Genomic DNA, 25,190 nt, shown 5'->3' on the forward strand with positions numbered 1-25,190 from the left:
ATCCTCACACCTCGGGGGCCGCTTCATGCCCGCGCCTCCAGGCGAAGGGCTATCGGGCGCGGCCCCTGGCACCTCCGGACCAGGGCCTGCCCGCGTCTGTCAGACGCCGGCCATCACGGTGCGGTTCAGCATGTCGTCGATGGCGAGGGCCTTGAGGACGCTGGCGCGGCTCGCCTCTTCCTTGACCGACGCGTTGTAGTGCAGGTGCCTGTCGCCGCCGTTGTTGACGGTGCTGGCGTTCCGGATGCGGGCCGCACTCGCCACCGCGGACGCACGCACCGCGCCGGCCATGCGCCCTGCGGCAGCCTTCGCCCGCGGCACGGTCTCCTCCACCCCCTTCGCGTAGCCGAGACCGGTGAACCGGCCGAGGGCTCGCAGGATCTGCGACGGAGACTTGATTTTGAGTTCAACCTTGATGGTCTTCTGGATCGCCTTCGCGATCTTCGCCATCTGGGCTTCGATGAGCTTCTGCGTCGAGGCGAGACCGGTGAGGTAGCCCTTGCCGGAGTTGGCGCCGGCGTCGTACATCGCATCCGCGGCATCGAGGCCGAACTGGCTGGTGGCCTTGGTGATGGCGGTCTGGGTGAGGTTGATGTCCTTGAGCTGTGCGGGTGTCGCGTCGACGAGGGCCTGCGCGTAGGCGGCGCCGTTGTCCGGCCCTGCCGTGATGATCTGCTGGAGGAGCGTCTTGGACAGGCCGCGCTGGTTGAGGATCTGCAGGTTCTTCCCGAACGCCTTGAGCTGCCCGAGGCGCACGTTGAGGCCGGACTGAATGCCGGTGACGTCGAAGGTGTTGCCGCCGTTGGGTAGCCCGGTCAGAGACGTGAACTGGACTGCCTGGCCGGTGGCCTCCGTGGCGAACGCCTTCGCTGCGGTGATCTTCGCCGCGATGGCGTCGCGCTGCTTCGACAGAGCCTGTAGCGCCTTGTTCTGCTTGCTGATTGCCGCGAGCAGCTTGTTGTCGAGGGTCGTCTTGACGCCCTTGAAAGCGTTCTTCACCGCGGCGGCGACCTTCGTCATCGCCGCATTGATGGCTGCGGCGGTCCCGGTCAGGGCCTTGAGGAAGCTGCTGCCCACCGAGGCGGCGACCGGCCCCGTGTCGATGCGCTTGCCACCGACCTTGATGATGCCGCCCGACGCATACCCGCCCGACCGGCCCCGGTTGATGCGCAGCCCGCCGAAGATGCCGCCCATCGCATAGCCGCCAGGCCGGTTGTAGGCGCGCCCCAGGCTGCCGTAGGTCTTCAGCGCGTACCGCATCGACGCGTACAGGTTCGCCGTCGGATCGACCGAGACCCCGTACATCTTCGGGCCGGTGTTCCTGTACTTCCCCGCATACGCGGCGAACGTCCCCTTGATGACCTGCATGAGGCCGACCGACGGATGGCCGGCCTTCCAGTTCGAGTCCCACCGGTTGACGGCCGTCGGGTTGCCGCCCGACTCCTGGTTCATGCGGCGCAGCGTCGTCGACACGAGGCTCATCGACTGGTTGAGCTGGCCGAGCGTCTGCTGGACGACGCCGGTCCACCGCTTGACCCCGGAGCCGCCGTCACCGCTGCTCGTCAGGTACGGCTTCGGGTCGACCGGAGTGCCGTTCTTCCGGGCCTCCAAGTGGAGGTGCGGGCCCGTCACATTGCCGGTGGCGCCCACCGAGCCGACCCTGGCGCCCTTGGTGATGCCCTCGCCCGCCCTGGCCACCATGGCGGACATGTGCGCGTACAGCGACGACAGGCCGCCACCGTGGCTGATCGTCACATGCTTGCCGTAGGGCCCGCCGGAGACCGCGGACTTCACCGTGCCGTTGTCGACCGCCACCACCTTCGTGCCGGTCCTCGCCGGGAAGTCCAGCCCCGTGTGGCGGCCAGAGCTCCACATCGACCCGCGCTTGCCGAACGGCGTCCCGTAGGCCGCATTCACCGGCTTCATCCACTGGCCGGACGACTCGACGACGTCCTTCCCGCGAATCCAGTCGATGGCCTTGTTGATGGCGAGGATCGGCGCAGCGGCGATCATCCCGTTGTACGTGCTCTTGCTGCCGCCGAGCGTCTTCCTGATCCCGGACTTGACGGGCTTGAACGCCGCCTGCGCCAGATCGGCCAGCCCGCCGCGGACAACATCCGCACCCTTGCCCAGCGCCTTGCCGACACCGTTCTTGATGCCCGACCCGATGTCGCCGAGGATGCCGCCCCCGGCGAACCCGCGGAACCCGGAGAGGCTGCGGCCCGCCATGGCGGCCTCGTTGACGGCGTGGAGGCGTGCCCGCTCATACGGATCCCGCATGGCCTCCGATACGTACACGCCCTCACCGCGGCGCATCGGCACGAGCTGGTCGTCGCCCTGACGGAACGTCGACCAGCCCGGCAGAACCCCACCCCGGGCGAAGCCCTTCGGGAGGGTCATCTTGTCGAGGTTGTCGATGCCCGGCAGCTTGGCCGCCGTGCGATTCCAGACGGGGCGAATTCCATCGTTATATACCGTATTCACCCAGAATTTGATGGGTGCCGAAACGAGCTTCTGAAGGCCCTTCCAGACCCGCCCAATCCCGTCCCGGATCGAGGTGAACATGTCCTTCAACCGGTCTCCGAACGCGGACACGCCTTCGCGGACGGCCTTCGTGGCGCCGGAGGCGATGGAGCGAACCCGGTTCCAGAAGGACTGCCAGATCGCAGTGGCGCCATCCTTCAAGCCGCGGAAGAAGCCGACGACACTGTCGCGGATGCCTCGGACGATGTCGCGCAGCCAGCGGCCCAGCCGCTTGAACCATTCGACGGTGCCGTTGACGATGTCCGGGATGATGCTGTGGCCGAGGAGCTTGTTCCACACCCACATGAAGCCGTTGTAGATCGCCTTCACGCCGGCGCTCAGGTAGTCGACGAAGCGTGTGATTCCCTTGATCACACCTTCCATGATCGGCACGAGGAAGCCGATCGCCACGGCGAGGGTGCCGGTGAACAGCTGCGCCAGGCCGACGATCAGCGGCATGAGCGGGGTGATGACCTGCAATGCCAGGGTGATCAGCGAGAGGGCGAGCTGCGTCAGCGAAGGGATCAACGGCAGCAGCACCAGCAGCAGTTGCGGGAACAGCGGCACGATCTGCGCCAGCAACTGCCCGAACATTCCGAAGGCGGGCACCAGCGCCTGCACGATCGGCACGAGTGCGGTCACCAGGACGCCGATGACCGGCACCAGTGTCTTGCCGAGAGACTCCGCCATCGGGGCGAGCGCGGTCACGACGGCCGCGATCAGTTCACCGATCGGCGCGAGGAGCGGCAGCAGCAGGACGGCCACATCCGCGACCACGCCGATCACGTTGGCGAGGACCGGCAGCAGCGCTTCGATGATCGGCATCAGGGCGACACCGAGCGTCTCGAAGATCTTTGCGACGACCGGCCCCAGCTGGCCGGCTAGCTGCACGATCACGGGGGCGATGGCGGCGAGGAGTGGCAGCAGGGCCTGCAGGGCTGCACCCAGGGCCCCTGCGAGGAGCTTGGCCACCGCGTTGAGCGCCGTGAAGATCGCCGTCAGTGCCTTCTGCATCTCGGGCATCTCGATGACGCGGCGGATTTCCTTGATGGCCGCGCCGATAACCCCGAAGAAGTCGCCGCCCGCCGCGCCCGCGGCTTTGAAGATCCCGGCGAAGATCCCGCCGATGTCGGCGAGGACCCCGCCGAACTGAACCGCCACGTCGAGGGCTGTCGAGATGGCTTCTTCGAGCTTGCCGTTCTCCAGGCCCTTGGACAGTTTCGCCATGACCCGGTCCATGGCGGATCCGGCGCCCTTGGTGATGCGGTCGAAGGCGGGCTGTGCGGCGATGCTGAGCTGGGCGAAGCCGGTGACGAGCTGGCCGGGGACCTTGTTGAGGTTGCCGAGGCTGGAGCGGATGCCGTCGAAGACCTGTCCGAGCTGGCCGGTCTTCTGCAGGTTGGATACGGCGTCGAGGGCGCTCTTGCCCATCAGGTTGAGTTCGCCTGCAGTGCCGACCAGCCCGCTGCGGACGGTGGGCAGGATCTGGCCGCCGACCTGCTGCAGGCGGGTGCCGAGCCCGGCAAAGAGCCGGTCCTGTACGTCGAGGCGCATGGCCCGCCAGGCGGGTGCCATGTCCTGGAGGATGCCGACGAAGTGGCGGGCGTTCGGGCTGAGCTTCGACAGGGCGTCGTCGACTTTGGTGGTCTGTACGGCCACCGTCTGGTGGGCTTCGGCGACTTGCCGGGCGGCGTCGGAGACCGCACGGTGCGCGTCCGCGACGGACCGCTCCTGCTCGGCCACCTGCTCGCCAGCCTGCCGGATCCGGTCCTTGGCCTGCACGACCGCGTCGGAGCCTTCGATGCCAGCCTGGTTGGCGGCTTTCGTGTCGGCGGTGAGCCGCTTCTGCTGGCGGCCCTGCTCTGCGGCTGCCGCGCGCGCCCGCTCTAGGGCGAGGTCAGCCTGGCGGATCTGCAGCTGGGTGGCAGCCGGGTCGGATCGGACGGTGGCGAGGTCGAGTTCGGCCTGTTCGACATCGAGCGCGGCCTGCTTCTGGTCGAGGGCGCCTTGCCTGACCTGTGCGTTCATGTCGGCCAGGTCGCGGGCTGCCTGACGGCGTGCGACAGACAGTTCGTCCTGGATGCGGCGGGCGTCGCGCTGCGCCGCACTGAGGCTGCGTTCGGCGTCGGTGACGCCGCGCTGCGCGTTGGCCAGGGAGCGTTGCGCGTTCTCGACCTGCTTCGTCGACGTCGCGGCTGTTTTCGCCTCGCCGGCGACGGGCTTGAAGGCTGCCTTGACGGCGTCGCCGACGCCGGTCATGCCGACCTTCAGGGCGGCGAAGCCTCCGAGGAGGAGTCCGAGTGCGGGTGCAGCCGTCGCCGCCAGCGGACCCATCTGGGCTATCGCAGATCCGAGAGAGGCGATGGAGGGCAGGGCGGTGAGGGCTGCGGCGCCGATTGCCAGGATGCGGCTCGTGAGGGACGACAGGCCGCGCCCTCCGCCTCCCCCGCCGCCGAGCGCGCCGAGGCTCGCGGTGAGCGCGGCCAGGCCGGTGGTGCGGACGCGGACGTTGACGTTGCGGTCGCGGGTCAGGAAGTTCAGCGCGGCGTTCGCCGCGGTCGTGTCGGCGCGGGCTTGCACGGTGACCATGCGGCGGCGCACCAGGTTCGCGAGATCGTTCGCCGCGACGCGGGTGTCGACGTCGGCGCCGATACGGACCCGCCGGTTACGGATCAGGTTCTGGATCTCGTTCGCGGCGACCCGAGTGTCGACGGAGGCGCGGATGTTGACGACGCGGTCGGCAGTCAGCCGGTCGAGCTTCGCCTTCGCCGTGTTGTAGGCGGCCTGCTGGACTTTGGGCAGGATGTCGACGGTCCGCTGCCCGAGGATCCCTTGCAGGCGCTGCTTGGCCCCGGCCTCATCGAGGTCGACGGTCACCTTGAGGGTGCGGTCAGCGGTGAGCTTGACGACAGCCGCGGTGGCCGCCTTGTCGTCGAGCTGCGCCGTGATCTTCACCGTGCGGTCCGCGGCGAGCTGATCGAGCTTCTGCTTCGCGGTGCCCGCATCCAGGTCGAGACTGATCTTGACGGTGCGAGGGGCTGTCAGCTTGTCGAGCTTGGCGGTGGCCGCCGCGGTGTCGAGGTCGAGGCCGACCTTCACGACCGGCTTGAAGCCGGCGAGCCGCTTGCGGGCCGCACTGGCGATCTCCCTGCCGAGGACGTCACCGGCCAGGCGCCCCGGTTCCCGCATCGCCTTGGGCAGCTCGACCTTCATCAGGGCGCCGAACACGGACGTGTCCGGGACCAGCGATACCCGCGTGCGTCCGACGACTGTCGCCTCGGCCATGTCCTGTGCTCCCGCCCTGGTAGGCGGCGCCCGCGTCCTGTCCGCCTCGAAGGAGACACGGGCACCTGACAGGTGATTCTATGCCCTAGGGCATGAATTAGCCTACGATTCAAAGCCGAGAGAGGCGGTGTGGGATGGAATCGCAGGCGCCCATACGGGTTCGGCGCACACCCCCCGAGGCGCTCGGCCCCATGCTGCGGACAGCGAGGGAGCGGGCAGGGCTCAGCCAGAGCGAGGCCGCCCGCCGGGCAGGGATCGGCCAGAGCTACGCGTGGCTGCTCGAAGCGGGGCAGCGGGTGCCGTCCATGGCGGTCGCCGAAGCCCTCGCCAACGTCCTGCAGTTGACGCTCGCCGAGTGCCACACCCTGTTCGGCTGTGCGGTCGACGACGCGGGGCGGTCACATCCCGCCCGCGCCACGGCATGACGAAAGGGTCCGCTCTAAGTGCGGACCCTTTCTGACTTACTTCCTGTCAGGAAGCCTGTCGCTACAGGCCCATGACTGGGTTGTCCTCCCACGGGTCGCCCTCGTCGAAGTAGCGGGCGAGGGACGTCGAGTTGTCCGCCCATCCGCCCTGCCGCGCCACGCGGACCATCGGGGCCCCGCCGCGCTGCGCCGCGGTAGCGAAGCCTCGCCGCAGAGAGTGGCCCCGCCAGCGCCCCTCGAAGCCGGCCGCGTCCGCCAGACGCTCTATGACGTCGGAGGCGGCATCAGGGGTGAGTCGGCCGGAGGGGTCACCGATCGGCTTGCCGCGACGCATCATCGGCGGGGCGATTCGGCCGTGCCGGTCGATGCGCACGAACAGCGGCCCCTCGGTACGGCCCGCCTCCCGCATGGCGGCGAGCAGGGACCGCAGCGCACGCACGGGGCAGGTCGCCGGGCTCTTGCCGTAGGGCACCGCCGACTCCGTGAACTTCTTCATCTTCACCCGGTAGATCGACACCAGATAGCCCTCGTCGCACTCGACGGGCTCGCCGATGTCGACGCCGACCAGCTCCGAGGACCGAGTTGCCGCCGAGTAGCCGAGCAGCAGCATCGCCGCGTCGCGCTTGCCGATGAGCGTGTCCCGGTCGAGGGTGTCGATCATCTTCCGCAAGGCGGGCGGCAGGGCGGCCTTCGCCTGGCGCTGCTTCCCGCCGGGCTTCTTGTCGATGGCGAGCTGGTGCCTGTAGCCGGCGATGACCGTGCGGGCGCCTTTCGTCTCCGGTCGCGGCGCATCCAACTCGGCGTGCATGGTGCTGATCGCCGACAGCATCCGCTCAAGAGAACTGGGCGCGGACGGGCGTCCGGTGCGGGGGCGCGGCGTGCGCGTCAGGTGGGTGACGTACTCGATCAGCAAGGTCTGTGTCGCGGGTACCGGCTGCTCGCTGCGCTCGGCGCACCAGCGGATGAACGCTTCGCGGTCTTCGCGGTACGCCTTCCGTGTCGAGTCGGCGCGGCCGGCGGCGAGTGCGGCTTGCGCTTCGGGTGACAGCTGGCGGACGGCTGGTGCGCTCGGCTGTTCGCGGCGCTCGATGTCGGTCATGAACTCCCCCTCGGATCACGACCATTCTAACTCCAGAGAATAAAGATTATCTGGAGTCATACCTATTCCCTAGGAGATAGATCGACTACGGCCGTCAAAGGCGTTGTCAGTGCCGCCGCGTACCGTCGAGTCATCAACTGTTCATGCCTGCTGGCTGCTTGCACACAGCGAAGGGCCCCACCGGTGCAGCGACCGGTGGGGCCCTTCGACGTTGACGGGACTACTCCCCTACCAGTTCGCCGAGTTCCTCGGCCGTGATCTCGATCTGCTCAAGCTCTGCCTCAAGCTTGCGCAGCCGCAGCCGGGCCGCGCGCAATGACCGCTTCACGGCAGCAGGGTCATCACCGCGCGTCTCGGTCGTCTGCACCAGGCGCCCGACCATCTGCGCCAGGCCCTCGGCTTCACGGTTGGCAGGGTGATCGGCCGCACGCCGCTGATCGTCTGGCAGAGCCAGGGCTCGGAAGTCTTCGTCGAGCTTGTAGTAGTCCCGGCCGCGCTGCTGCGCGCTCCCACCATCCTCATCCGCGACCGCAGCAGGCATATCCTCGGCTGGCGCAACCCCCTGCCCCCACAGCCACGCCGTCCGGGACTGGACACGCTTCCGGTCCGTGAGCTGCACAGCCCCTTCACCCCACTCGGGAGGCAGGAGCAGCGTCAAGGGCGAGACATTGAGAACAAGGGCCAGCGCTGCGAGGTCGTCCGCGTCGACGCGCCGACGCCCCTTCTCAATGCGCGTGATGCCCGTAGCGGGAATCGGCTGACCCGTCGCCTCCAGGGCTGCCGCTAGGGCCGTGGTCGATAGCCCTCGCGCCTCGCGGACCCTCTTGAGGTTGCTCTTTACGTAACGGCTGACCGGGCCCCAACCTTCGGACCCGCCCCCCTCTTGGTCTGCGATCGCTGCCATTTGCGCAGCATCTCATGACAGACCTTGCGGCGCTATCGCCACTCTCGTACACTCCCAGACATGCAGCGATCGCTGCGAATCTTGGAGGCTTCAATGTCACAATCCGCAGCAACTGCGGACGATCGTGAGGAGCTCCTGACTCCTATTGAGGTGAGTCGCCTCACGAAGCTCACGCTCTCAACACTCAAGGACAAGCGCTGGCGCGGCACCGGGCCGAAGTACCGCAAGCTCTCCCCGGGGCGGGCGGGACGGGTTCGCTACAGGCGAGGCGACGTTCTCGACTGGCTGCGCGGCGACGAAGACTCCGGTCAAGAACTGGCCGCCTGATGGCCGCCGAGGAAACCCCCGGCCAGTGGGTCGAAGACGGCACGCTCTGGTTCCGGATGCTGCCCGACGAGTCCGTCGAAGCATTCGTGAAGCGCTGCGCCGCAGGCCGCGGGCCGCTCACCGACACCGAGAAAGTCCAGCTCCGGGACATCTTCGCGCCGGTCCTCGACCAGCCGGCCGACGCCGCATAGCAAGCAGCCCCCGCCAGGGTCGGCGTTCCCGCGCCGGACCCGACAGGGGCCACATGTCCAGACACGCAGAAGCCCCGGGCTACATCGCTCGGCCAGAGCGCCCAGGGCTTCAACGAAAGGACCCACTCAGTATGACGCACAAGCCCGACGTCGCAACCGTCGTCCGCCTCGCCCTCTCCGAGTCCAAAGGGGCCATCCCCGGTGGATGGCGCGAGGACACCGGCGGCCGAGCCGTCCAGACCGCCGACTGGGGAACCCTCTGCCCCGGCTGCGACAAGATCCCCGCCAAGGGCGAGAAGATCACCCGCATCTTCCACGCCTGGTGGCACGCCAACTGTGGCGCCGCCTACCTCCGCAGCACAGCAGCAGACGAAGCCTGGCTCGCCCTCGCCCACCAGCTCGAACGTTCGCCCTCCAAGTTCACCAACCCGGAAACCAAGGCGATCACCCGCAACCTCCTTCGCATCGCCGGACGGGCCTTCACCATCCCCGACGAGGGATACGGCGACAGCGTCCACGGCCGGCGAGTGCGGGAGAACACGGCAGGCGGCGAAGCCTCCCGGTTCGCCGAGGTCATCGGCGGCTACAACGACGACGACCTTCGGGCCGCAGTCCGCGAAGCCGAACAGCTCAACCCCGACGTAGCTCCCTCGCTCATCGGCCTTCGCGCCTGGGCGCAACTCGACGCCGAGCAGCAGGCCCGACACCTGCCCGAACTGCTCGCCGCCTACGTCGAGATGCAGCGCGTCGCGGACGCCCTGTAGCACCCCCGCCGGGCCTCACCCGGGGCCCGGCGCTCCCTCGCGAGACGGCAGATGAAGCCCCCGCCCCGCCTCGCTCCCGTCGCGAAGGAGCCCCGATGCCCAGCACGCAGATCGATCACCGCGAAGCCGTCCTAGCTCAACTGGCAGCCGAGCGGCATCGCAAGGAGACGTTGATCAGCATTGTGCGCGCCGTCCTCGGCGAGCAGCCGTCGCCCAACACCGTCCGCTCGGCGGCGCGCCGCCTCAACGTCCTCGTCCTGCACATCTCGGAGGAGATCGCGGAGGGATTCGAGGCAAGCGACAGCACGTCATGACCATCCGACCCCGGCCGCACCCGCCCTGTCCGAGAGAAGACCAACCGTGGGAATCCGCACCACCGAAGCGCCCAACCGCCGTGGGGCGGTGACCGGCTGATGGGGTTCCAGGTGTACCGCGACGTCAAGCTGTACGCCCCGGGCGGGCTGACTCACCGGGAGAAGCTGACCGCACTCGTGTTGGCCGATGACGCCAACGAGCAGACGCGACTGACCTACAAGAGCGTCGTCGACCCCGACCTCATGCGGCAGGCGTTGATCCGCAACGAGCGCGACATGCGCAAGGTGCTGGCCCGGCTGCAGGACATGAAAGTCATCGAGCATGCCGGGGGCGGCTTCAAGGGCAAGGTCGCCAAGTTCAGGTTCCTGCACATGGACCCCGCCGGCTGCCCTGGCCGCCCTGGCTGCCAGTGCCCGCAGGCAATGGAGGTTCAAAACGAACCGCCTTTGACAGGCGGTCCGAATCGGACCTCCACTCCCTCAGGCGCAGAGGTACAGGAGGTCCAAAAAGAACCGGCTATGGACCCCAAAGGCGGTTCTTTTAGGCACCAAAGGCGGTCCGAATCGGACCTCCCTACTCCTCCTACTCCCTTTACTACCTCTCCTCTCTCTGTGGCCGAGCGCCTCGTGACTGCTGCTGCCGTCGTAACTGACGAGGAGAGAGAGACCTTCATCAACTGGATCAACCAGACCTATGCGCCCCGCGGGCCCGCCTGGTGGCGAGCAGTCGCCAAGGAAGGCGACTTCCCCGACATCGCCGCCAAGTGGCGCGCCAACCAGGCCGCGCCGGAGCGCAACGGCGAGACCACCGACCCCTGCACCAAGTGCCCCGGCGCCGAGGGCTGGATCGATAACCCCGAGGGCGGCGTCCGTCGCTGCCCCGAGTGCAACCCAGGAGTAGCCGCATGACCGACGAGCAAGACGAAACCGATCAGCCGCCACCGCACGACATGCAGGCTGAAAAGGCGGTCCTCGGCGGCATGCTGCTGTCGTCGCGGGCCATCGACGAAGTCGAACAGATCCTCCGCGGCCCCGAAGACTTCTACAGCGGCACCCACGCCACCGTGTTCAGCGACATCCTCAGCCTGTACGCGACCGGCGCCCGCGTCGACCCCATCAGCCTCACCGCACACATGCGCACCACCGGCAACCTCGTGCGTATCGGCGGCCCCGCCCACCTGCACGCCCTCGTACAGGCCGTCCCCACCTCCGCGAACGCTCAGTACTACGCCGAGATCGTCCGCGACTGCGCCACCCGGGCCGGACTCGGCGTCGCCGCCGACGAGCTCAAAGCCCAGTCCCGGGATGCCAGCCAGACCCCCGCGGAGATCCTCGACTCCGCCATGGGCACCCTGCAGAACCTCGCCGTCGGGTCCACCGAAGAGATGACCCTGCACGCCTCCGACCACTTCCTGAAGCTGGTCGAACACCTTGAGAACCCCGACAGCGACCCAATCCTGCCCACGCCCTGGCCCGAACTCGACAAGGTTGTGCGCATCCGCGCCGGCCAGCTGGTCATCGTCGGCGCCCGCCCCGGAGGCGGCAAGTCCCTGTACGGCTCCAACCTCGCCGCGCACGCCGCCCTGCACCACAACATCCCCACCGTCATCTTCTCGATGGAGATGTCCGGCGAGATGGTCGAGTCCCGCATCGCCGCCGACCAGGCGAAGGTCTCGCTGACCGTCATGGAGACCAAGTCGCTCACCGACGGGGACTGGGCGAGGCTCGCCAACCATGCGCAGGTGATCGGCCAAGCCCCGCTGATCATCGACGACACGTCCCGTCTCACCCTCGGCCGGCTGCGGGCACGGCTGCGCTGGATGGAGTCCACGTTCAACCGGCCCGTCGGCCTGGTCGTCATCGACTACATCCAGCAGGTCCAGTGTGATCCGGCCTGGGGTAAACAGCGTTGGGAGCAGCTGGGCACCCTGTCCCGCGAACTAAAGATCATGGCGGGCGAGTTCAAGGTGCCCGTCCTCGCACTGACGCAGCTCAACCGCGGGCCCGAGCAGCGCACCGACAAGAAGCCGACCATGGGTGATCTGCGCGAGTCCGGATCGTTCGAGAACGACGCCGACATCGTCATGCTGCTGCACCGCGAGCCGGTCATTCCGGCCTCCGGCATGTCCGAAGCGAAGGTCCGCACCGGCGAGGTCGACGTCATCGTCGCCAAGAACCGGCAGGGCCAGAACGAAGTCGCCGTGCCGCTCGCCTTCCAGGGTCGTTTCGCCCGCCTCAGCCATATGGGCAGCTGATGGGCCGCACCGTCGAACGGATGGAGACCGACATGGACGACACCGAAAAGCCCCCCAGCCCTCGCCGGCTCACCGCCTTCGCGCTCGCCACCCTCGGCCTGGAAACCGTGCGGCGCGGCACGATCCGGGCGATGCTGCCGAAGGGTGTGCGGAAGCGGCGCGGCCCGGTAGCCATCGAGCGCTGGCACCTCGGCGACAGGACCGGCATCGTCAAGAACAAGACGTCGATGGCGTTCGGCCAGGCCCTCAAGGAACTCGAAAGCCACGGCTGGCTGGAGCGAGCTGCGGAAGTCGTTGTCGTCCGCGACCGCCAGGCCCTGCTCGCATACGCGATGGAATACGAGCCGGCCGTCACCCGGGACATGCTCAACGTCAAGGGCGCGATCACGGCAGCCCGGGACGACCTCCGCCGGGTTCGCGGCACCGCCAACCGGGACCAACTCGCCCAGCGCCACGACGAGATCCGAACCTTGCTCTACCTCCTGCACGCGCCCACGGCCGGCCCCCAGACGGCCCGCCGCAGCACCTTCACCTCGATCTAGGAGACTCCGAGATGCCCAACCACCCCTCAGTGATCGCCCGCCCCGATGGCGACGGATTCGCCGGCCGGTACGTCCACAACGACGGGCACCCGCACACCCGACTGCCGCTCCTCCGGGAGCTGTACGCCGGACCCTTCCGCGGCGACCTCGAAGCCCTGCAGCACTTCCTGATCGACGACCACCCCGCCGGCTGGTCCCAGCTCGGCCACACCCCCGCCGTCGACACGGGCTGGGACAACAGCCGTAGCGGCATCGGCTATAGCCACTTCGTCTGTTTCTGCCACGGTGACCGCCACGACGCCCCCCTGCTGTGCACGCAGGCCGACACCGACGCGGGCACGGCGGACTGGGTGTACGTCCTCAAGCCGGACGGCATCGAGGTCCTTCACGATGTCAGCGAAGAAGGCGACGCAGCCTGGCGGTTGGCGATCCTCTCGCCGTGGGCAGAAGTGGCCGGCACACCTGAGCCGTGGACGTTCGAGGAAATCATGGAGGTCGACGCTGGTCTGTCGCCCATGTACCGGGCCGTCGTCCAGGTCGAGCAGCAGAACCCCGCCGAGTTCCCCATCATCATCGGGTTGAAGGCGTGGGCCCTGCTCGACGGGGAGCAGCAGCGCGACAGCTTCAAAAGTCTCGTGCAGGCCTACGTCGACGTCGTCCAGCATCAACGCGACGGCCGAGCCATCCGCTGACCCGCCTGATCCAACTCCCGGACGGGCGAACCTCGCCGGACGTACCTTCACACCACAGACCAACATCAACCGCCCAGGAGAGACATGGAGATCCCGTCAATCGAGACCCGCTACGCAGACCATCGCTTCCGCTCCCGCCTCGAAGCCCGCTGGGCCGTCTTCTTCGACACCCTCGGCATCCCATGGCAGTACGAACCCCAAGGCTTCGAACTCATACCGCTGCCCGCCGGCCTCCTCAAGAAGATGAAAGACGAGTGGCTCCGAGAGCCCGAAGAAGACGACCGCGGACACCTCGGCAACTACCTTCCGGACTTCTACCTGCCCAAGCAGGAAGCCTGGTTCGAGGTAAAAGGTGTAACGCCGAAGGGCCGTGAATGGGAACGTCTGTGCCGCTTCATGCTGCTCACCGAGCAGCGGGTATTCATCGCCGCCGGCAGCATCCCCGACACCCGAACCTTCGAAGAGACCGGCCACCCCTACGACGAGAACAACTTCGACATCCTCACCTACGGCGATCACCACTACGCGTGGACCCGCTGCCGCTGGTGCGGCTTCTACGACATCACCTTCGACGCCCGGTCCGCCCGCACTCGCTGCGGCTGCCACCACAAGCACTATGCCGAAGCGCCTTGCTGCAACGGCGACAAGTGCTACCGCGGCAACGAGCCCGAGATCATCGCCGCCTACGCCGCAGCCCGCTCAGCTCGCTTCGAGCACGGCCAGAGCGGTGCGTAACCACCAGCCCATGCACCACTAAGGAGACCCCACCTCATGGCCCTCGACTACCGGTTCCGAACCGTCGACTTCCGCCCCGCGCCGGAGGGCTGGCGGATCGCCTGGCTCACTCAAGGCCGTCTCGACATCGCCCCCATGCCTGGCTGGATCATCCGCGAAGAATTCGAGTTCGACAGTTCCACCAGTGAGGACGGCCGCAGCACGGGAGCCCGTGACATCGCCGCCGCCCGCGTCGAGGACTGGGGCGTCGAGCCCATCGAAGCCACCGACAGCGGATTCTGGTTCATCCTCGGGCCCGGCGAACCCCGGCCCACCGAAGACGAGGTTACGGCGGAGATCGCCCACAGGAAGACGAAGCAGCCAGACAAGAACGCCTGACAGCACGACGGCGGGGCCCGTCCGTAGCAGGCCCCGCCTAGTCCCTAATCGTCTCAGCCCCCGCCCAGGAGCACGGAGACGGCCATGGCCGACAGCGGCCAGCAGCTCATCGAAGCGGCCCTCGCAGCAGTTGAGGACCGCGTGACAGCCCAGATAGAGCAGGCCCGGCAGCGCCGCGAACGCGACCGGCAGCAGCGCGCCCAACGCCTCGCCGCGCGGAGAGCCGGCCTCGCCAAACGGCATGCACAGAAGCTCCGGAACCTGCGTAGCCCAGAAGGCCACGCAGCTCCCGGCGCGAACGCAATCGTGACCGTAACGGTCACAGCTGAAGCAGGCAGCCAGCAGCCTCCTGAGCAGCGGTCTCGGTACACCCCTTACGCGCGCGAGGCGCGGTCGTGATCTTCGCGCTGTCGGCAATCTCGGAACGCAAGGAGGCTCCCCATGGGGGCAAATGATCCGATCCCGGACGAGGTCCGCGGCGAGGTGCTGCGCCTGGCCCGCGAGGGTATGGCCCGTAACGAGATCGCCCGGCTGACGGGGGTGTCGACGGCGTCGGTGTCCCGGATCTGTCAGGGCGAGGAGGGCCTGTTCGACCGGTCGCGGACTGCGGCGGCAACGCAGGCACGAGTGATCGACCTGAAGGCGGCCCGGCTGAGTGCGGCGACGGGGCTGCTGGGGGATGTGGAGGTGGCGCGCGGCTGGCTGCACACGGCGGAGGATGCCCGCGCCCTGTCGGATGCGGCGAAGGCCGTGCACTACCTGGCGGCTTCGCATGTGCGGCTGGCGACGGTCGACCGGCACGGCGACGCGGACACGGACGCCGCGAAGTCGATGCTCGGCAGGTTGGCGTTGGCGATCGGTGCGGCGGTTGCGGATGAGCCGGCGGACGGGGAGGGCGGCGGCGATGGCAACGCCTGACGAGGGCTTCGATCCGGCTGCTGCGGCGATCCAGGCGCGCACGTTCGCGGTCCTGCTGGTGGCGTTGGACGGGCGGGCCGCGGACATTGAGCCGCTGTTGGAGGATCTGTCGGTGGATACTCTCGGGGATGTGGTGCATGGCCTGGCGAGCATGGCGTTGCTGGGGATGATGCCGCGTGGCAAGAGCCGGGAGCCGGGAGAGCGGGCCGCGTTGGGCGTGCATCTGCGGTCGCTGCTGTTGGAGAGGCAGTCTCGTGCCGAGGGCTGATCTGCCTGCGGGTGCGCGCGGACTGGTCCGGGAGGACGGCAGTGTCGTCGTCCCTCCATGCCTGGCGGGCGAGGTGCTTCGCATTCTGCTGCGCGACCTGGGGGCCCGTGTGCGGGCGGACGGCGGGAAGTTGTCCACAGGCGTGCGTGACCTTCTGTGGACACTGCATTACGCCGCCCAGGCCGAGGATGAGAAAGGATCGGAGCCAGTCCCGACCCCCGCCGGTTCCGTCCCCGGAACTTCCGTTGCGGGTGCGTCCAGTGTGGAGATCGGCGCAAGTGAGCTGGCCGAACGGATGGGCTGCTCACCGGAGTACGCGCGCAGGTTGGCGAGGTCTGGTCGGGTGCCGGCTCGCCGGGTTGGCCGTACATGGCTGATCGCCACGGACGAGACGGAGGCAGCATGACGGATCTTGCGGCGGCGCAGGAGCAGCTTGAGGACGCGCGGAAGCGGAAGGAAGAGGCCGACGGCCTGATCGAGGCACTGGAGCAGCGGGTCCTCGACGGCGAGGAGAACGCCGTGGTCGTCGGCCTCGGCGAGGAGTACGGCCTGCAGCGTCTCGCCGAGCTGGAGCAGCAGCGCGCCGAGCGCCGCGTGGAGGCCGCGGAGCAGGCCAAGCGGACGCAGACACTGAAGGATGCCCAGGAGGACGCCACGGACGCGCTGGCGGCCGTGTCTGCTGAGGTGCTGGCCGACTCCTACGCGAAGGCCCTGGCCGCGGTCGCCGACCTGGCGGCACTGTGCCGCACCCGGGAGGCCACGATCGCCGAGCACTCCGGCATCCTGCGTGCGGCCGGCGACACGCAGCTGCTCGTCGACACGGGCGACTCCCGGCGCATGATCGACGTGGCGGGCGAGCACTTCGAGTCGGGCCGCTACGAGGTGACGGCGCTGCTGGCCCGTGTGGCGGGCGCCGTGATGGCGACGAGCGGTGAGCGCAATTACAAGCCGCTGTTTCCGCGGCCCAACGGCCTGCATCCGGTCGAGCGGCTGCTCGCCGCGGTGGCCGGCGAGGACCGGGCATCGACCGATGTCGGCTGGGCGTCGACGAAGTTCGCGGCCCGCATGGTCGCCACCGCCCGGACTAGGAACGGGGAGGCGGTCTGATGCTCGGTGGCAGGAGGCAGGCGCAGCGGGACCCCGTGGACGCGGACGGAAAAACGATCCCGCAGTGGGGTGAGGATGTGTCGAGGACGCTGGCGCCTGCCGATCTGGTGGCGGCCTACGAGGCAGGGCACTTCGACAACTACATGCTCGGTGAGGACGTCGAGTCGGCGGATGTCCCGCAGTGGCCGGAGCAGCACACGGCCGAGGAGGTGGCGCAGATGAGCACCGAGGAGAGGGTTGCCGCTCTCGACGCGGGCCGGCTCGTGGACTACATGGCGGCGCCCGTCGGCCAGCCTGCCGGGGGTGTGGAGCTGTGAGCGAGGAGATCGATGCACTGGAGCTCCGCCGGCTGCTGCTGGCGGTTGGTCTGGCGTCTGTGCAGGGTGGCGGCGAGCGGGTGGCGCCGCTGCTTGAGGGTCTGGACGGGCAGTCGGCGTCGGCTCTGCTGATCGGTTTGGCAGGCTCGTGGGTGAACGCGTTGGAACTGCTGCTCGCCGAGCAGGGCCACGCCGATCCGAAGGCGGCCGTGCTGGAGTTGCTGCAGGAGGAAGCCCTCGAAGTCGCGGGCGAGTAGCCCCCACGGGATACGAAGGGGCCCGCCTGTACGCCAGGCGGGCCCCTTCCGGCATGTCCGGGGTTAGGTCGCTGGGTGGCGCGCGGCCTGGCGGCGGCGGATGTGCGGGCCTGCCAGGCGCAGGATGTTGTTCGCAGCGATGCGAAGGCGCTCAAGGTCTTCGGGGCTGGTCTCGCGTGCGTTCGGGTCGATGTCGGCGAGCGGCTCGGCCTGGTCGATGATGTTGTTGAGGAGCTGCCGCAGTTCGCCGGTGCGGGCGTCCTGCCAGTCCTCGTCTTGCCGATCCATGCGGAGCTGCCCCTTGAGCCGGTCTATCTCTCGCTGCTGGTCGACGATGATCTGCATGTTGCCGGCCGCGTCGAAGAGGCTGGTTCGCAGGCAGCGTTCGGAGCAGTAGACCGTCTCAACTTCGGTGGGTCGGTTGGCGCCGGGCGCCTTGATCTGGCCTTGCTCGTGCACTCGGAGCCAGCCGCGCTTGCATCTCTGGCCGCAGCGCCTGCATTTCCGTTCGGTGATCTCGGGCATTGAGCGCCTTCCGTCGGTCCTGCCTCGAAAGGGTATGGGGAGGGTCCGACAATCGGAGGCTACTCAGCACCGTTACGGCTGTCGTTAGAGGTGCGTTGCCGGTACGCCTTCTGCCTGCACTTCGGGGAGCAGTACCGGGAGTCGGACCGTCCGGTGGTGATCTGCTCGCCGCAGGTCTCGCACGGCTGATCGCTGCCTTGGTTACCGCGGGCGGCGTTACGGCTATCCGATAGAGATGTCAGACAGGCCGCCGAGCAGGTCATGCGTTTCAGGAGCGGGTCTGCGTTGCGGATGAAGTGCAGTCCGCAGTGCTCGCACGGGGTGGGCGGCATCAGGTCGCCGCGTCCGACGACGCGGGTCCACCTGACGTGATCGACATACCACTGGGCGACGGGGGTTTCGCCGCGGCCGTGGCATTCCTGGCAGATGTGGATCCGCTCGGGGTGCCAGCTGCGCTGCTTCGGGTACTTGACCGACCCCTGGACGAGATAGACCGCGTCGAGATCGGTGGCGCCGCACACGCGGCAGACTCCTCTATGCATAGCCGTAACGATACTGCCGGACGGGAGACACTTCTACGGGTAGCCGTAACGTAAAGGGGTTCGGCCCTACCGAAACCCTTACCCCCCAACCGCGTAAGGGATGCGGTGTGCGGCCCCTCACGCATCGAGGTCGCGGCCGTGCCATCCGACGTCGACCGATCCCGCATCGAAGCCGGGCCCCCGGCGGACGGACCGGTTGATCCGCACCCGAACCTTCAGCGCCTCGATCGCCCGCCGCTTCTGCTGCACCGTCAGCTTCGGCCACTTCTCATACACCTGCTGCCCGATGAGCCCGTCCAGCGCTGTTAGGTCGACCGGCTGCAGGCGCCTGGCCTCGGCCCGCGCCTCATCGATCTGGCCGGCCAGCTTGCGGGTGATGCGGCGCAGTTGCTCGCGGGTGATGATCCCGTCTGCGAAGTCGTCGGCGGCCTCGCCCTGGCGCAGCCGCAGCGCTTCCGCGCGCTCGATCGCGGCCAGGGCCGCAGACTGGTCGCCGCGGAAGACGTCGGCGGCCTGCGGGTCGGCCAGCACCTCTACGACGATCGCCTCCACATGCCGGTCGAGGGCCTCCTCGTTGCGGCCTACGCAGCCCCGCTCCTGGCACACGTAGGTCGGCTGGCGGGTGCCCCGCTTGGCATTGCCCCGCAACGACACGCAGATCGGACCCCGGCATTCGCCGCAGATGCACACCTCGCCCCACGACAGCAGGTGCACCCGCTGCGCCGGCTTGTCGCGGCTGCCGGCCCGCTGCGCAAACAGGTCCGTGATGCGGGCGTGCTGCTCAGCCGTGACGAGTGCAGGCCAGGCCGCCGGATACTCGGTGCCGTTGTGGGTGCGTATGGCGACGTTGGCGGCCCGCGTCGCGACCTTCCGCACGCTGGACTTGCTCCACCGGCTGCCGTCTGCCGCCTGACCGACTGCCCGCAGCTTCCGCTTCTGGCCGGCCCCCGGGGCAGGGATCCCGGCAGCGTTGAGGCTGGTGGTGAGCGACAGGACCGACTCGCCGCCGAGGAGTCGCTTGACGATGTCCCGGACGATGCCGGCCTGCTCCGGGTGCTCGACGTCGTGGAAGCCGCTGACCTTGCCGTCGTCGTCGTGCTCGTACACGCGCTTCCAGCCGTAGGCGACGGGGCCGTTGGCGCGGCCTTCCTCAGCGCGTTCCCTGGCGGCACGCTGGACGCGCTCGGACTTCACCTCGGACTCGGCAGTGTCGGACTCCCCCAGGTTCGCGAGCTGCGACCGGTCGGATGCCTTGGCCATGGCGAAATAACCGCCACTTTCGAAGGCCACGAATGCCTTCACCTGCCGGAGGTCTTCGATGGCCTGGGCGCGCTCGACGCGGCGGCGCCACAACCTCGACGGGTGATAGGCGGCGACGATGACCCGCACGCCAGGCTGCGCTGCGGCGGCGAGCGCTGCGGCCATCAGCTGGTCGTAGCCGGGCCGCTCCTCGCCCGTATGGGCGGACAGGTCATTGTCGGTCCACTCGCCCGCGATCTCGCCGCCGAGCTCCTCGGCCCACGCGTACAGATCCTTCATCTGCCGCTTGACGCCCCGCTTCTGATCTCGGGGATCCTCGCTGATGCGGGCGTACAGGAAGACGAGGATGCGCAGTTGGATGACGTTCAGGGCCATAGCCTAGTATTACCCTCTGAGCGCCTTCCGTATTCCCTGGCGGTGTGGGCAACACACGTAAGGATCCGGAGGCCTTCGCCAGTCTGATCCACGATGTCGAGACGAAGATCTTCGCCACGCTGCCGGACGAGACCTGGGTCTACCCGGGGCACGGTGACGACACGACGCTGGGCACGGAGCGGCCCCAGCTGCCGGAGTGGCGCGCGCGGGGCTGGTGAACCTGGGTGGTGAACCTGTCCGTGCCGTGAGCGGGACGGTGATTGCCGCAACGGGACCGCAACGGTCCGGGGCCGGCCGGGAGTTGCTGGGGCGTCCGATGCCGGATGCGGGACCGGCGACCACGCGCGCCATCGCGCGCCCCGTGTGAACAGAGCGCTCACGCCGGTGCCCCGCGCGCGCTCCCCGCGCTTGCGGGCACGCTGTCCACTGGTAACTGTCCCGCACAGGATGACGGCTCCTGCGTGGACGGGCCGCCGGCCTTTCGATCCCTACCCTCGGCCGGCGGCTCCGCCCGGTAGCGGTGGCCGACGTCCGGCGGCCACCGCCCCGGGCACCGCGTCGGAGGCCGCCTCGTGTGCCAGGCCGAACCGGGCACCACGACTGCCGACCACCGCCCGCCCGTGACTGTCAGGCCTCCGTCTGCCCCGCCCCCGCCAGCGCCGCGACCCGGTCCACCCCGAACACGTACCCCTGCACACCGCAGCCCGCGATGACTCCGTCGGCGCGGAGGGAGACGTACGAATGGTGGCGGAACTCCTCGCGCTTGTGGATGTTGGAGATGTGGACCTCCAACACAGGCAGTCCGTCACAGGTGTTGAGCGCGTCCAGGATCGCGACAGAGGTGTGCGAGTAGGCGCCCGGGTTGATCACGATCCCTGAGTGCCCGAGGCGTGCCTCATGGATCCAGTCGACCAGTTCGCCCTCGTGGTTGGACTGCCGGAAGTCGACCGTTCCGCCGTGCGCGGCCGCCGCCTTGGCGCACAACGCCTCGACGTCGGCGAGGGTGTCGGAACCATAGATCTCCGGCTGCCGCTGGCCCAGGAGGTTCAGGTTGGGGCCGTTGAGAATCATGATGGGGGCGTTGGCGAGGGTGCGGGGCACCGTTCCTCCGGTCCGATCGGATGGGTCGGCCCGCTCAGGACCGCTGCTCGGACCCGGTCTATCACGGTGTGTGGACACCGGACGGCCCCTCCCCCTCCTGCCCTCCCTGCCCTCCCTGGCATGACGACTCCCGTGCGCCCGCTCGCATCACAATGATGTGCTGAGGCCGCCTGGGCCTCCATGCGCCCCCGTAACCCATGGTGACCGTGGGTAGTTGACAGCGCATGCACCGTGCACGCACAGTAAAGCCCCCTTCGATGCTGCGACTCGCGGCCGCCGCACTCGCCGGGACGGCCATCGAGTTCTACGACTTCTTCGTCTACGGGACGGCGGCCGCGCTCGTCCTCGGCCCGCTGTTCTTCCCCACGTTCTCGCCGGTGGCGGGGACGCTGGCGGCCTTCGCGACCTTCGGGGTCGGGTTCGTGGCGCGGCCCCTGGGTTCGGTCCTGTTCGGGCACATCGGGGACCGGCACGGACGGCGGCCCGTGCTCGTCGCCTCCCTGCTGCTGACGGGCACCGCGACCGTCGCGGTCGGCTGCGTACCGACGTACGACTCGATCGGTACGGCCGCTCCCGTGCTGCTCCTCGTGCTGCGTTTCCTGCAGGGGCTCGGGCTCGGCGGGGAGTGGGGCGGGGCCGTGCTGCTGACCGCGGAGCACGCGCCCGCCGACCGGCGGGGACTGTGGTCGAGTTTCCCCCAGGTCGGGCCGGCACTGGGGTTCGTTCTCGCCAACGGCGTGATGCTCGCACTGTCGGCGACGCTCACGGAGGCGCAGTTCGCGTCGTGGGGGTGGCGGGTGCCGTTCTGGGCGGCGGGCGTGCTCGCCGCCGCCGGGCTGTGGCTGCGCTCCTCCCTCGACGAGAGCCCGCGGTTCCTCGAACTGCGGGAGCACGCGCGCGTGCCGCTCGCCGAAGTGGTCCGCGGCCACTGGCGTCTCGTACTGCTGACGGCCGGGGCGCTCTCGGTCGGATACGCGCTGTTCTATGCGGTGACGACCTGGTCCCTCGCCTACGCGACCGAGCGGCTCGGGGTGAGCCGTACCGTCATGCTGGCCTGCATCATGGCGGCTGTCCTGGTGAAGGGTGCGCTCACTCCGGTGGCGGCCGTGCTGAGCGACCGTTACGGGCGGCGGCCCCTGTGTCTGGCGGGCTGCACGGGCGCCGCGGTGTGGATGTTCCCGATGATCGCGCTGCTGTCGACGGGCGAACCGCTGCTGATGTTCCTCGGGTTCCTGGTGGCGCTGATCGCGTTCGTGACGATGTTCGCCGTGATCGGCGCGTATCTGCCGGAGCTGTACGAGCCGCGGGTGCGCTGCACGGGTGCGGCGGTGGGCTACAACCTGGGCGGGGTGCTCGGGGGCGCGCTCACCCCGATCGTGGCGACGGCGATCGCCGACCAGAGCGGGCGAGTGCCCTGGGGCGTGGCCGCCTATCTGACGGGCCTCGCGCTGCTCAGCCTCGGGTGCTTCGCGCTGCTTCCGGAAACACGGCCCGTGCGGATGGTGGCAGCGGAGCCCGCCACGGGCTGAGGGGGATCACACCGCGCGTGAACGCTTGCGCGAGCGTTCACGCGGCTACGGATTGATCGCGAGTTCCAGATACGCCGCGAACAGCACCAGATGAACGCCGCCCTGCAGCGGGGTGGCCCGGCCAGGGACCACCGTGAGCGAGCTGACCACCACGGTCAGTGCGAGCAGCACCATGTGGGTGGCACCCAGGCCGAGGACGAGCGGGCCGGAGAGCCAGATGGACGCCACAGCCACGGCCGGGATGGTCAGGCCGATGCTCGCCATCGCCGAGCCGAGGGCGAGGTTCAGGCTGGTCTGCACACGGTCGCGGCGGGCGGAGCGCAGTGCGGCGATCGTCTCGGGCAGCAGGACGAGCAGGGCGATGATCACACCGACCACGGAGTGCGGCATGCCGGCCGCCTCCACTCCGGACTCGATGGTGGGCGACACGCCCTTGGCCAGACCGACCACACCGACCAGGGCCAGGCCGAGGAGTCCCAGGCTGGTCATCGCGGTCCTGGAGGAGGGGATGTCGGCGTGGTCGTCCGCGTCGATCACCGCGCCCTGCCGGGTGACCGGCAGGAAGTAGTCGCGGTGCCGCACCGTCTGCGTCGCCACGAACATGCCGTACAGGACAAGTGAGGAGAGGGCGGCGAAGGTGAGCTGGGCGGTGGAGAACTCCGGCCCCGGCTTGCTGGTGGTGAAGGTCGGCAGTACGAGACTGAGCGTCGCCAGTGTCGCCACGGTCGCCAGGGCGGCGCCGGTGCCCTCCGCGTTGAAGACGGCCAGGCCGTGCCGCAGTGAGGCGACGAGCAGGCTCAGGCCGAGAATGCCGTTGCAGGTGATCATCACGGCCGCGAAGACGGTGTCGCGGGCCAGTGTGGCGCCTTTGTCGCCACCGTCCGCCATGAGAGTGACGATCAGCGCCACCTCGATGATCGTGACGGCGACGGCGAGGACCAGTGACCCGAAGGGTTCACCGACCCGGTGTGCGACCACCTCGGCGTGGTGGACCGCGGCCAGCACGGCACAGGCCAGTACCAGCGTCACCAGGGCGACGACCGCGCCGGGCAGATCACGACCCCAGGTGAGGACCAACAGGACGATCGAGATCACGGGCACGACGGTCGTCCACCGCGTCAGAAGTGACCGAAGCCGAACGATCATGCAGCGATCGTCGCAGCCCCACGCGGGCCCCGCACTCCGGCGGGACCGCGCCCGCGGACCAGGTCTCGCATCTCAGCACACAGGCCAGCACCGGGAGCGGTGGTCGGCAATCCGCCGAGTGCCGCTCCCGGTGCTGGTTGTTCCTGCGTCCGACGCGGTCAGACGTCGATGCTGTCCTTCTCGGAGCCGTCGGCCTTACGGGCCTCTTCGGCCGCCTGCTTCTTGGAGGCCATCAGGCTGGTGATCGTGGTGATCACCAGGACGCCGCAGATCACGCCGAGGGAGACCGGGATGGAGATCTCCGGAACATGGACGCCGGACTCGTGCAGCGCGTGCAGCACCAGCTTGACGCCGATGAATCCGAGGATGACCGACAGGCCGTAACTGAGGTGGACCAGCTTCCTGAGCAGTCCGCCGATCAGGAAGTACAGCTGCCGCAGACCCATCAGCGCGAACGCGTTGGCCGTGAAGACGATGTACGGGTCCTGCGTCAGGCCGAAGATCGCAGGGATCGAGTCGAGCGCGAAGAGCACGTCGGTGGTGCCGATCGCGAGCATGACGACCAGCATCGGGGTCATGACCCGCTTGCCGTTCTGCTGGATCCACAGCTTGGTGCCGTGGTAGCGGTCGGCGACACCGAAGCGGCGCTCGACCGCCTTGAGCAGCCGGTTCTCCTCGAACTCCTCGTCCTCGTCGTCGGCGCGGGCTTCCTGGATCAGCTTCCACGCGGTGTAGATGAGGAACGCGCCGAAGATGTAGAAGACCCACGCGAAGCTCGCGAGGATCGCGGCACCCGCGGCGATGAAGATCGCACGCAGGACGAGGGCGATCAGCACACCGATGAGCAGCACACGCTGCTGGTACTGCGTGGGCACCGAGAACTTCGCCATGATCAGGACGAAGACGAAGAGATTGTCGACACTCAGCGACTTCTCGGTGATGAAGCCGGCGAAGAACTCTCCGGCGGGCTGGCCACCGGAGAACAGGAGCAGTCCGAGACCGAAGAGTGCGGCCAGGACGATCCAGACGACTGTCCAGATTCCGGCTTCCTTGATTGATACGTCGTGCGGCTTGCGGCCGATGAAGAAATCGACCGCGATGAGGGCCGCGAGGCCCACGATCGTGAGGACCCAAAGGGTCACGGAAACATCCACTGCGCCTCCGGCAGTACGTAACGGCAAGTGTCAGCGTCGTCGCTGCCGGAGGTCTCTTCCACCCGATGCTCCGGGGCGCGTGATGCGCTTGGTGCACTCGGGCCGACGCCCCGGGATCTGGAGAGATCCGTATTGACGGGTACGCCGCAGTAGGTAGGGAGTACTCCCCTCCGCACCTGCGACTGTACCCCAATCACCAAGGAAAGGTAAAGAGAATGGTAAAAGGAGGGCCAAGTACGCTGGTCAGGGGAGTTGAC

The 25,190-nt window shown here is 68.5% G+C and carries 28 protein-coding genes and 1 pseudogene; 20 read left to right on the forward strand and 9 right to left on the reverse strand.

All coding sequences use genetic code 11. The annotated features are described in order from the left end of the window. Positions 1-99: 99 nt before the first annotated feature. Complete coding sequence (locus AB0D14_RS01990; RefSeq protein WP_362773300.1) at positions 100-5,808, reverse strand: peptidoglycan DD-metalloendopeptidase family protein; 5,709 nt, start codon at positions 5,806-5,808, stop codon at positions 100-102. A gap of 191 nt (positions 5,809-5,999) precedes the next feature. Here AB0D14_RS01990 and AB0D14_RS01995 point away from each other — a divergent pair, with 191 nt between their 5' ends. After that, positions 6,000-6,233 (forward strand): helix-turn-helix transcriptional regulator, encoded by a 234-nt coding sequence (locus AB0D14_RS01995; RefSeq protein ID WP_362773302.1) that lies wholly within the window; start codon positions 6,000-6,002, stop codon positions 6,231-6,233. 61 nt (positions 6,234-6,294) lie between these two features. Here the strand turns inward: AB0D14_RS01995 and AB0D14_RS02000 are convergent, their stop codons facing one another. Both AB0D14_RS02000 and AB0D14_RS02005 read right to left on the reverse strand, forming a co-directional pair. Beyond that, positions 6,295-7,332: a tyrosine-type recombinase/integrase gene (locus AB0D14_RS02000; RefSeq protein ID WP_362773304.1), complete on the reverse strand. Its 1,038-nt coding sequence runs from the start codon at positions 7,330-7,332 to the stop codon at positions 6,295-6,297. A gap of 220 nt (positions 7,333-7,552) precedes the next feature. Next, positions 7,553-8,236 carry a helix-turn-helix domain-containing protein gene (locus AB0D14_RS02005; protein WP_362773306.1) on the reverse strand — a complete coding sequence of 228 codons (684 nt, stop codon included), beginning with the start codon at positions 8,234-8,236 and terminating at the stop codon, positions 7,553-7,555. Positions 8,237-8,296: 60 nt separating this feature from the next. Between AB0D14_RS02005 and AB0D14_RS02010 the strand changes: the two genes are divergently transcribed. From AB0D14_RS02010 to AB0D14_RS02090, 17 genes are all read left to right on the forward strand, one after another. Continuing rightward, the gene (locus AB0D14_RS02010) at positions 8,297-8,563 is read left to right on the forward strand and encodes a helix-turn-helix domain-containing protein (RefSeq protein WP_362773308.1); all 267 of its coding nucleotides are present in this window, start codon (positions 8,297-8,299) and stop codon (positions 8,561-8,563) included. Next, positions 8,563-8,754, forward strand: coding sequence for a hypothetical protein (locus AB0D14_RS02015; protein WP_362773310.1), 192 nt, complete (start codon positions 8,563-8,565; stop codon positions 8,752-8,754). The genes AB0D14_RS02010 and AB0D14_RS02015 overlap by 1 nt, the downstream gene beginning before the upstream one ends. Positions 8,755-8,885: 131 nt before the next feature. Next, entirely contained in the window at positions 8,886-9,518 is a 633-nt protein-coding gene (locus tag AB0D14_RS02020) for a hypothetical protein (protein ID WP_362773313.1), read from the forward strand. Positions 9,519-9,613: 95 nt separating this feature from the next. Further along, complete coding sequence (locus AB0D14_RS02025) at positions 9,614-9,832, forward strand: hypothetical protein (RefSeq protein WP_362773315.1); 219 nt, start codon at positions 9,614-9,616, stop codon at positions 9,830-9,832. A gap of 111 nt (positions 9,833-9,943) precedes the next feature. Further along, positions 9,944-10,741, forward strand: coding sequence for a hypothetical protein (locus AB0D14_RS02030; RefSeq protein WP_362773317.1), 798 nt, complete (start codon positions 9,944-9,946; stop codon positions 10,739-10,741). Then, on the forward strand, positions 10,738-12,087 hold the full coding sequence (locus AB0D14_RS02035) for a replicative DNA helicase (RefSeq protein ID WP_362773319.1): 1,350 nt from the start codon (positions 10,738-10,740) through the stop codon (positions 12,085-12,087). The genes AB0D14_RS02030 and AB0D14_RS02035 overlap by 4 nt, the downstream gene beginning before the upstream one ends. Before the next feature lie 32 nt (positions 12,088-12,119). Further along, positions 12,120-12,629 carry a hypothetical protein gene (locus tag AB0D14_RS02040; protein WP_362773321.1) on the forward strand — a complete coding sequence of 170 codons (510 nt, stop codon included), beginning with the start codon at positions 12,120-12,122 and terminating at the stop codon, positions 12,627-12,629. Between the two features lie 11 nt (positions 12,630-12,640). Beyond that, positions 12,641-13,321, forward strand: a complete 681-nt coding sequence (locus tag AB0D14_RS02045) for a hypothetical protein (RefSeq protein WP_362773324.1) — start codon at positions 12,641-12,643, stop codon at positions 13,319-13,321. Between the two features lie 84 nt (positions 13,322-13,405). Then, positions 13,406-14,056 carry a hypothetical protein gene (locus AB0D14_RS02050; RefSeq protein WP_362773326.1) on the forward strand — a complete coding sequence of 217 codons (651 nt, stop codon included), beginning with the start codon at positions 13,406-13,408 and terminating at the stop codon, positions 14,054-14,056. A gap of 36 nt (positions 14,057-14,092) precedes the next feature. Continuing rightward, positions 14,093-14,434 (forward strand): hypothetical protein, encoded by a 342-nt coding sequence (locus tag AB0D14_RS02055; RefSeq protein ID WP_362773328.1) that lies wholly within the window; start codon positions 14,093-14,095, stop codon positions 14,432-14,434. An 84-nt stretch (positions 14,435-14,518) separates the two neighbouring features. After that, on the forward strand, positions 14,519-14,833 hold the full coding sequence (locus AB0D14_RS02060) for a hypothetical protein (RefSeq protein ID WP_362773331.1): 315 nt from the start codon (positions 14,519-14,521) through the stop codon (positions 14,831-14,833). Between the two features lie 42 nt (positions 14,834-14,875). Then, positions 14,876-15,352, forward strand: a complete 477-nt coding sequence (locus AB0D14_RS02065) for a helix-turn-helix domain-containing protein (RefSeq protein ID WP_362773334.1) — start codon at positions 14,876-14,878, stop codon at positions 15,350-15,352. After that, positions 15,339-15,620: a hypothetical protein gene (locus AB0D14_RS02070; RefSeq protein WP_362773337.1), complete on the forward strand. Its 282-nt coding sequence runs from the start codon at positions 15,339-15,341 to the stop codon at positions 15,618-15,620. The genes AB0D14_RS02065 and AB0D14_RS02070 overlap by 14 nt, the downstream gene beginning before the upstream one ends. Before the next feature lie 262 nt (positions 15,621-15,882). Further along, positions 15,883-16,026: a helix-turn-helix domain-containing protein gene (locus tag AB0D14_RS02075; protein WP_362773340.1), complete on the forward strand. Its 144-nt coding sequence runs from the start codon at positions 15,883-15,885 to the stop codon at positions 16,024-16,026. Beyond that, complete coding sequence (locus AB0D14_RS02080) at positions 16,023-16,727, forward strand: hypothetical protein (RefSeq protein ID WP_362773342.1); 705 nt, start codon at positions 16,023-16,025, stop codon at positions 16,725-16,727. The genes AB0D14_RS02075 and AB0D14_RS02080 overlap by 4 nt, the downstream gene beginning before the upstream one ends. Beyond that, positions 16,727-17,044 carry a hypothetical protein gene (locus AB0D14_RS02085; RefSeq protein WP_362773345.1) on the forward strand — a complete coding sequence of 106 codons (318 nt, stop codon included), beginning with the start codon at positions 16,727-16,729 and terminating at the stop codon, positions 17,042-17,044. Before AB0D14_RS02080 ends, AB0D14_RS02085 begins: the two co-directional genes overlap by 1 nt. Beyond that, the gene (locus AB0D14_RS02090; protein WP_362773347.1) at positions 17,041-17,301 is read left to right on the forward strand and encodes a hypothetical protein; all 261 of its coding nucleotides are present in this window, start codon (positions 17,041-17,043) and stop codon (positions 17,299-17,301) included. The genes AB0D14_RS02085 and AB0D14_RS02090 overlap by 4 nt, the downstream gene beginning before the upstream one ends. Before the next feature lie 63 nt (positions 17,302-17,364). Here AB0D14_RS02090 and AB0D14_RS02095 read toward each other — a convergent pair whose 3' ends face one another. From AB0D14_RS02095 to AB0D14_RS02105, 3 genes are all read right to left on the reverse strand, one after another. Beyond that, positions 17,365-17,826 (reverse strand): hypothetical protein, encoded by a 462-nt coding sequence (locus AB0D14_RS02095; RefSeq protein WP_362773350.1) that lies wholly within the window; start codon positions 17,824-17,826, stop codon positions 17,365-17,367. 59 nt (positions 17,827-17,885) lie between these two features. Continuing rightward, on the reverse strand, positions 17,886-18,347 hold the full coding sequence (locus AB0D14_RS02100; protein ID WP_362773352.1) for a hypothetical protein: 462 nt from the start codon (positions 18,345-18,347) through the stop codon (positions 17,886-17,888). A gap of 138 nt (positions 18,348-18,485) precedes the next feature. Then, a complete protein-coding gene (locus AB0D14_RS02105; RefSeq protein WP_362773355.1) occupies positions 18,486-20,003 on the reverse strand; it encodes a recombinase family protein in 1,518 nt (505 codons plus the stop codon). Positions 20,004-20,035: 32 nt separating this feature from the next. Between AB0D14_RS02105 and AB0D14_RS02110 the strand changes: the two are divergent. After that, positions 20,036-20,221: pseudogene (locus AB0D14_RS02110) on the forward strand (MBL fold metallo-hydrolase); the annotation flags it as partial. 409 nt (positions 20,222-20,630) lie between these two features. Here the strand turns inward: AB0D14_RS02110 and aroQ are convergent. Next, complete coding sequence (gene aroQ / locus AB0D14_RS02115) at positions 20,631-21,104, reverse strand: type II 3-dehydroquinate dehydratase (RefSeq protein WP_362773358.1); 474 nt, start codon at positions 21,102-21,104, stop codon at positions 20,631-20,633. A 257-nt stretch (positions 21,105-21,361) separates the two neighbouring features. On the opposite strand from aroQ, the gene AB0D14_RS02120 reads away from it, so the two are divergent. Next, positions 21,362-22,633, forward strand: coding sequence for an MFS transporter (locus AB0D14_RS02120; protein ID WP_362773362.1), 1,272 nt, complete (start codon positions 21,362-21,364; stop codon positions 22,631-22,633). A gap of 45 nt (positions 22,634-22,678) precedes the next feature. On the opposite strand, the gene AB0D14_RS02125 is transcribed toward AB0D14_RS02120, so the two are convergent. Both AB0D14_RS02125 and AB0D14_RS02130 read right to left on the reverse strand, forming a co-directional pair. Then, entirely contained in the window at positions 22,679-23,779 is a 1,101-nt protein-coding gene (locus AB0D14_RS02125) for an ionic transporter y4hA (protein WP_362773365.1), read from the reverse strand. A gap of 158 nt (positions 23,780-23,937) precedes the next feature. Continuing rightward, positions 23,938-24,933, reverse strand: coding sequence for a TerC family protein (locus AB0D14_RS02130; protein WP_362773368.1), 996 nt, complete (start codon positions 24,931-24,933; stop codon positions 23,938-23,940). Between the last annotated feature and the right edge of the window lie 257 nt (positions 24,934-25,190).

The sequence above is a fragment of the Streptomyces sp. NPDC048484 genome, from assembly GCF_040651415.1.
GTDB lineage: Bacteria > Actinomycetota > Actinomycetes > Streptomycetales > Streptomycetaceae > Streptomyces.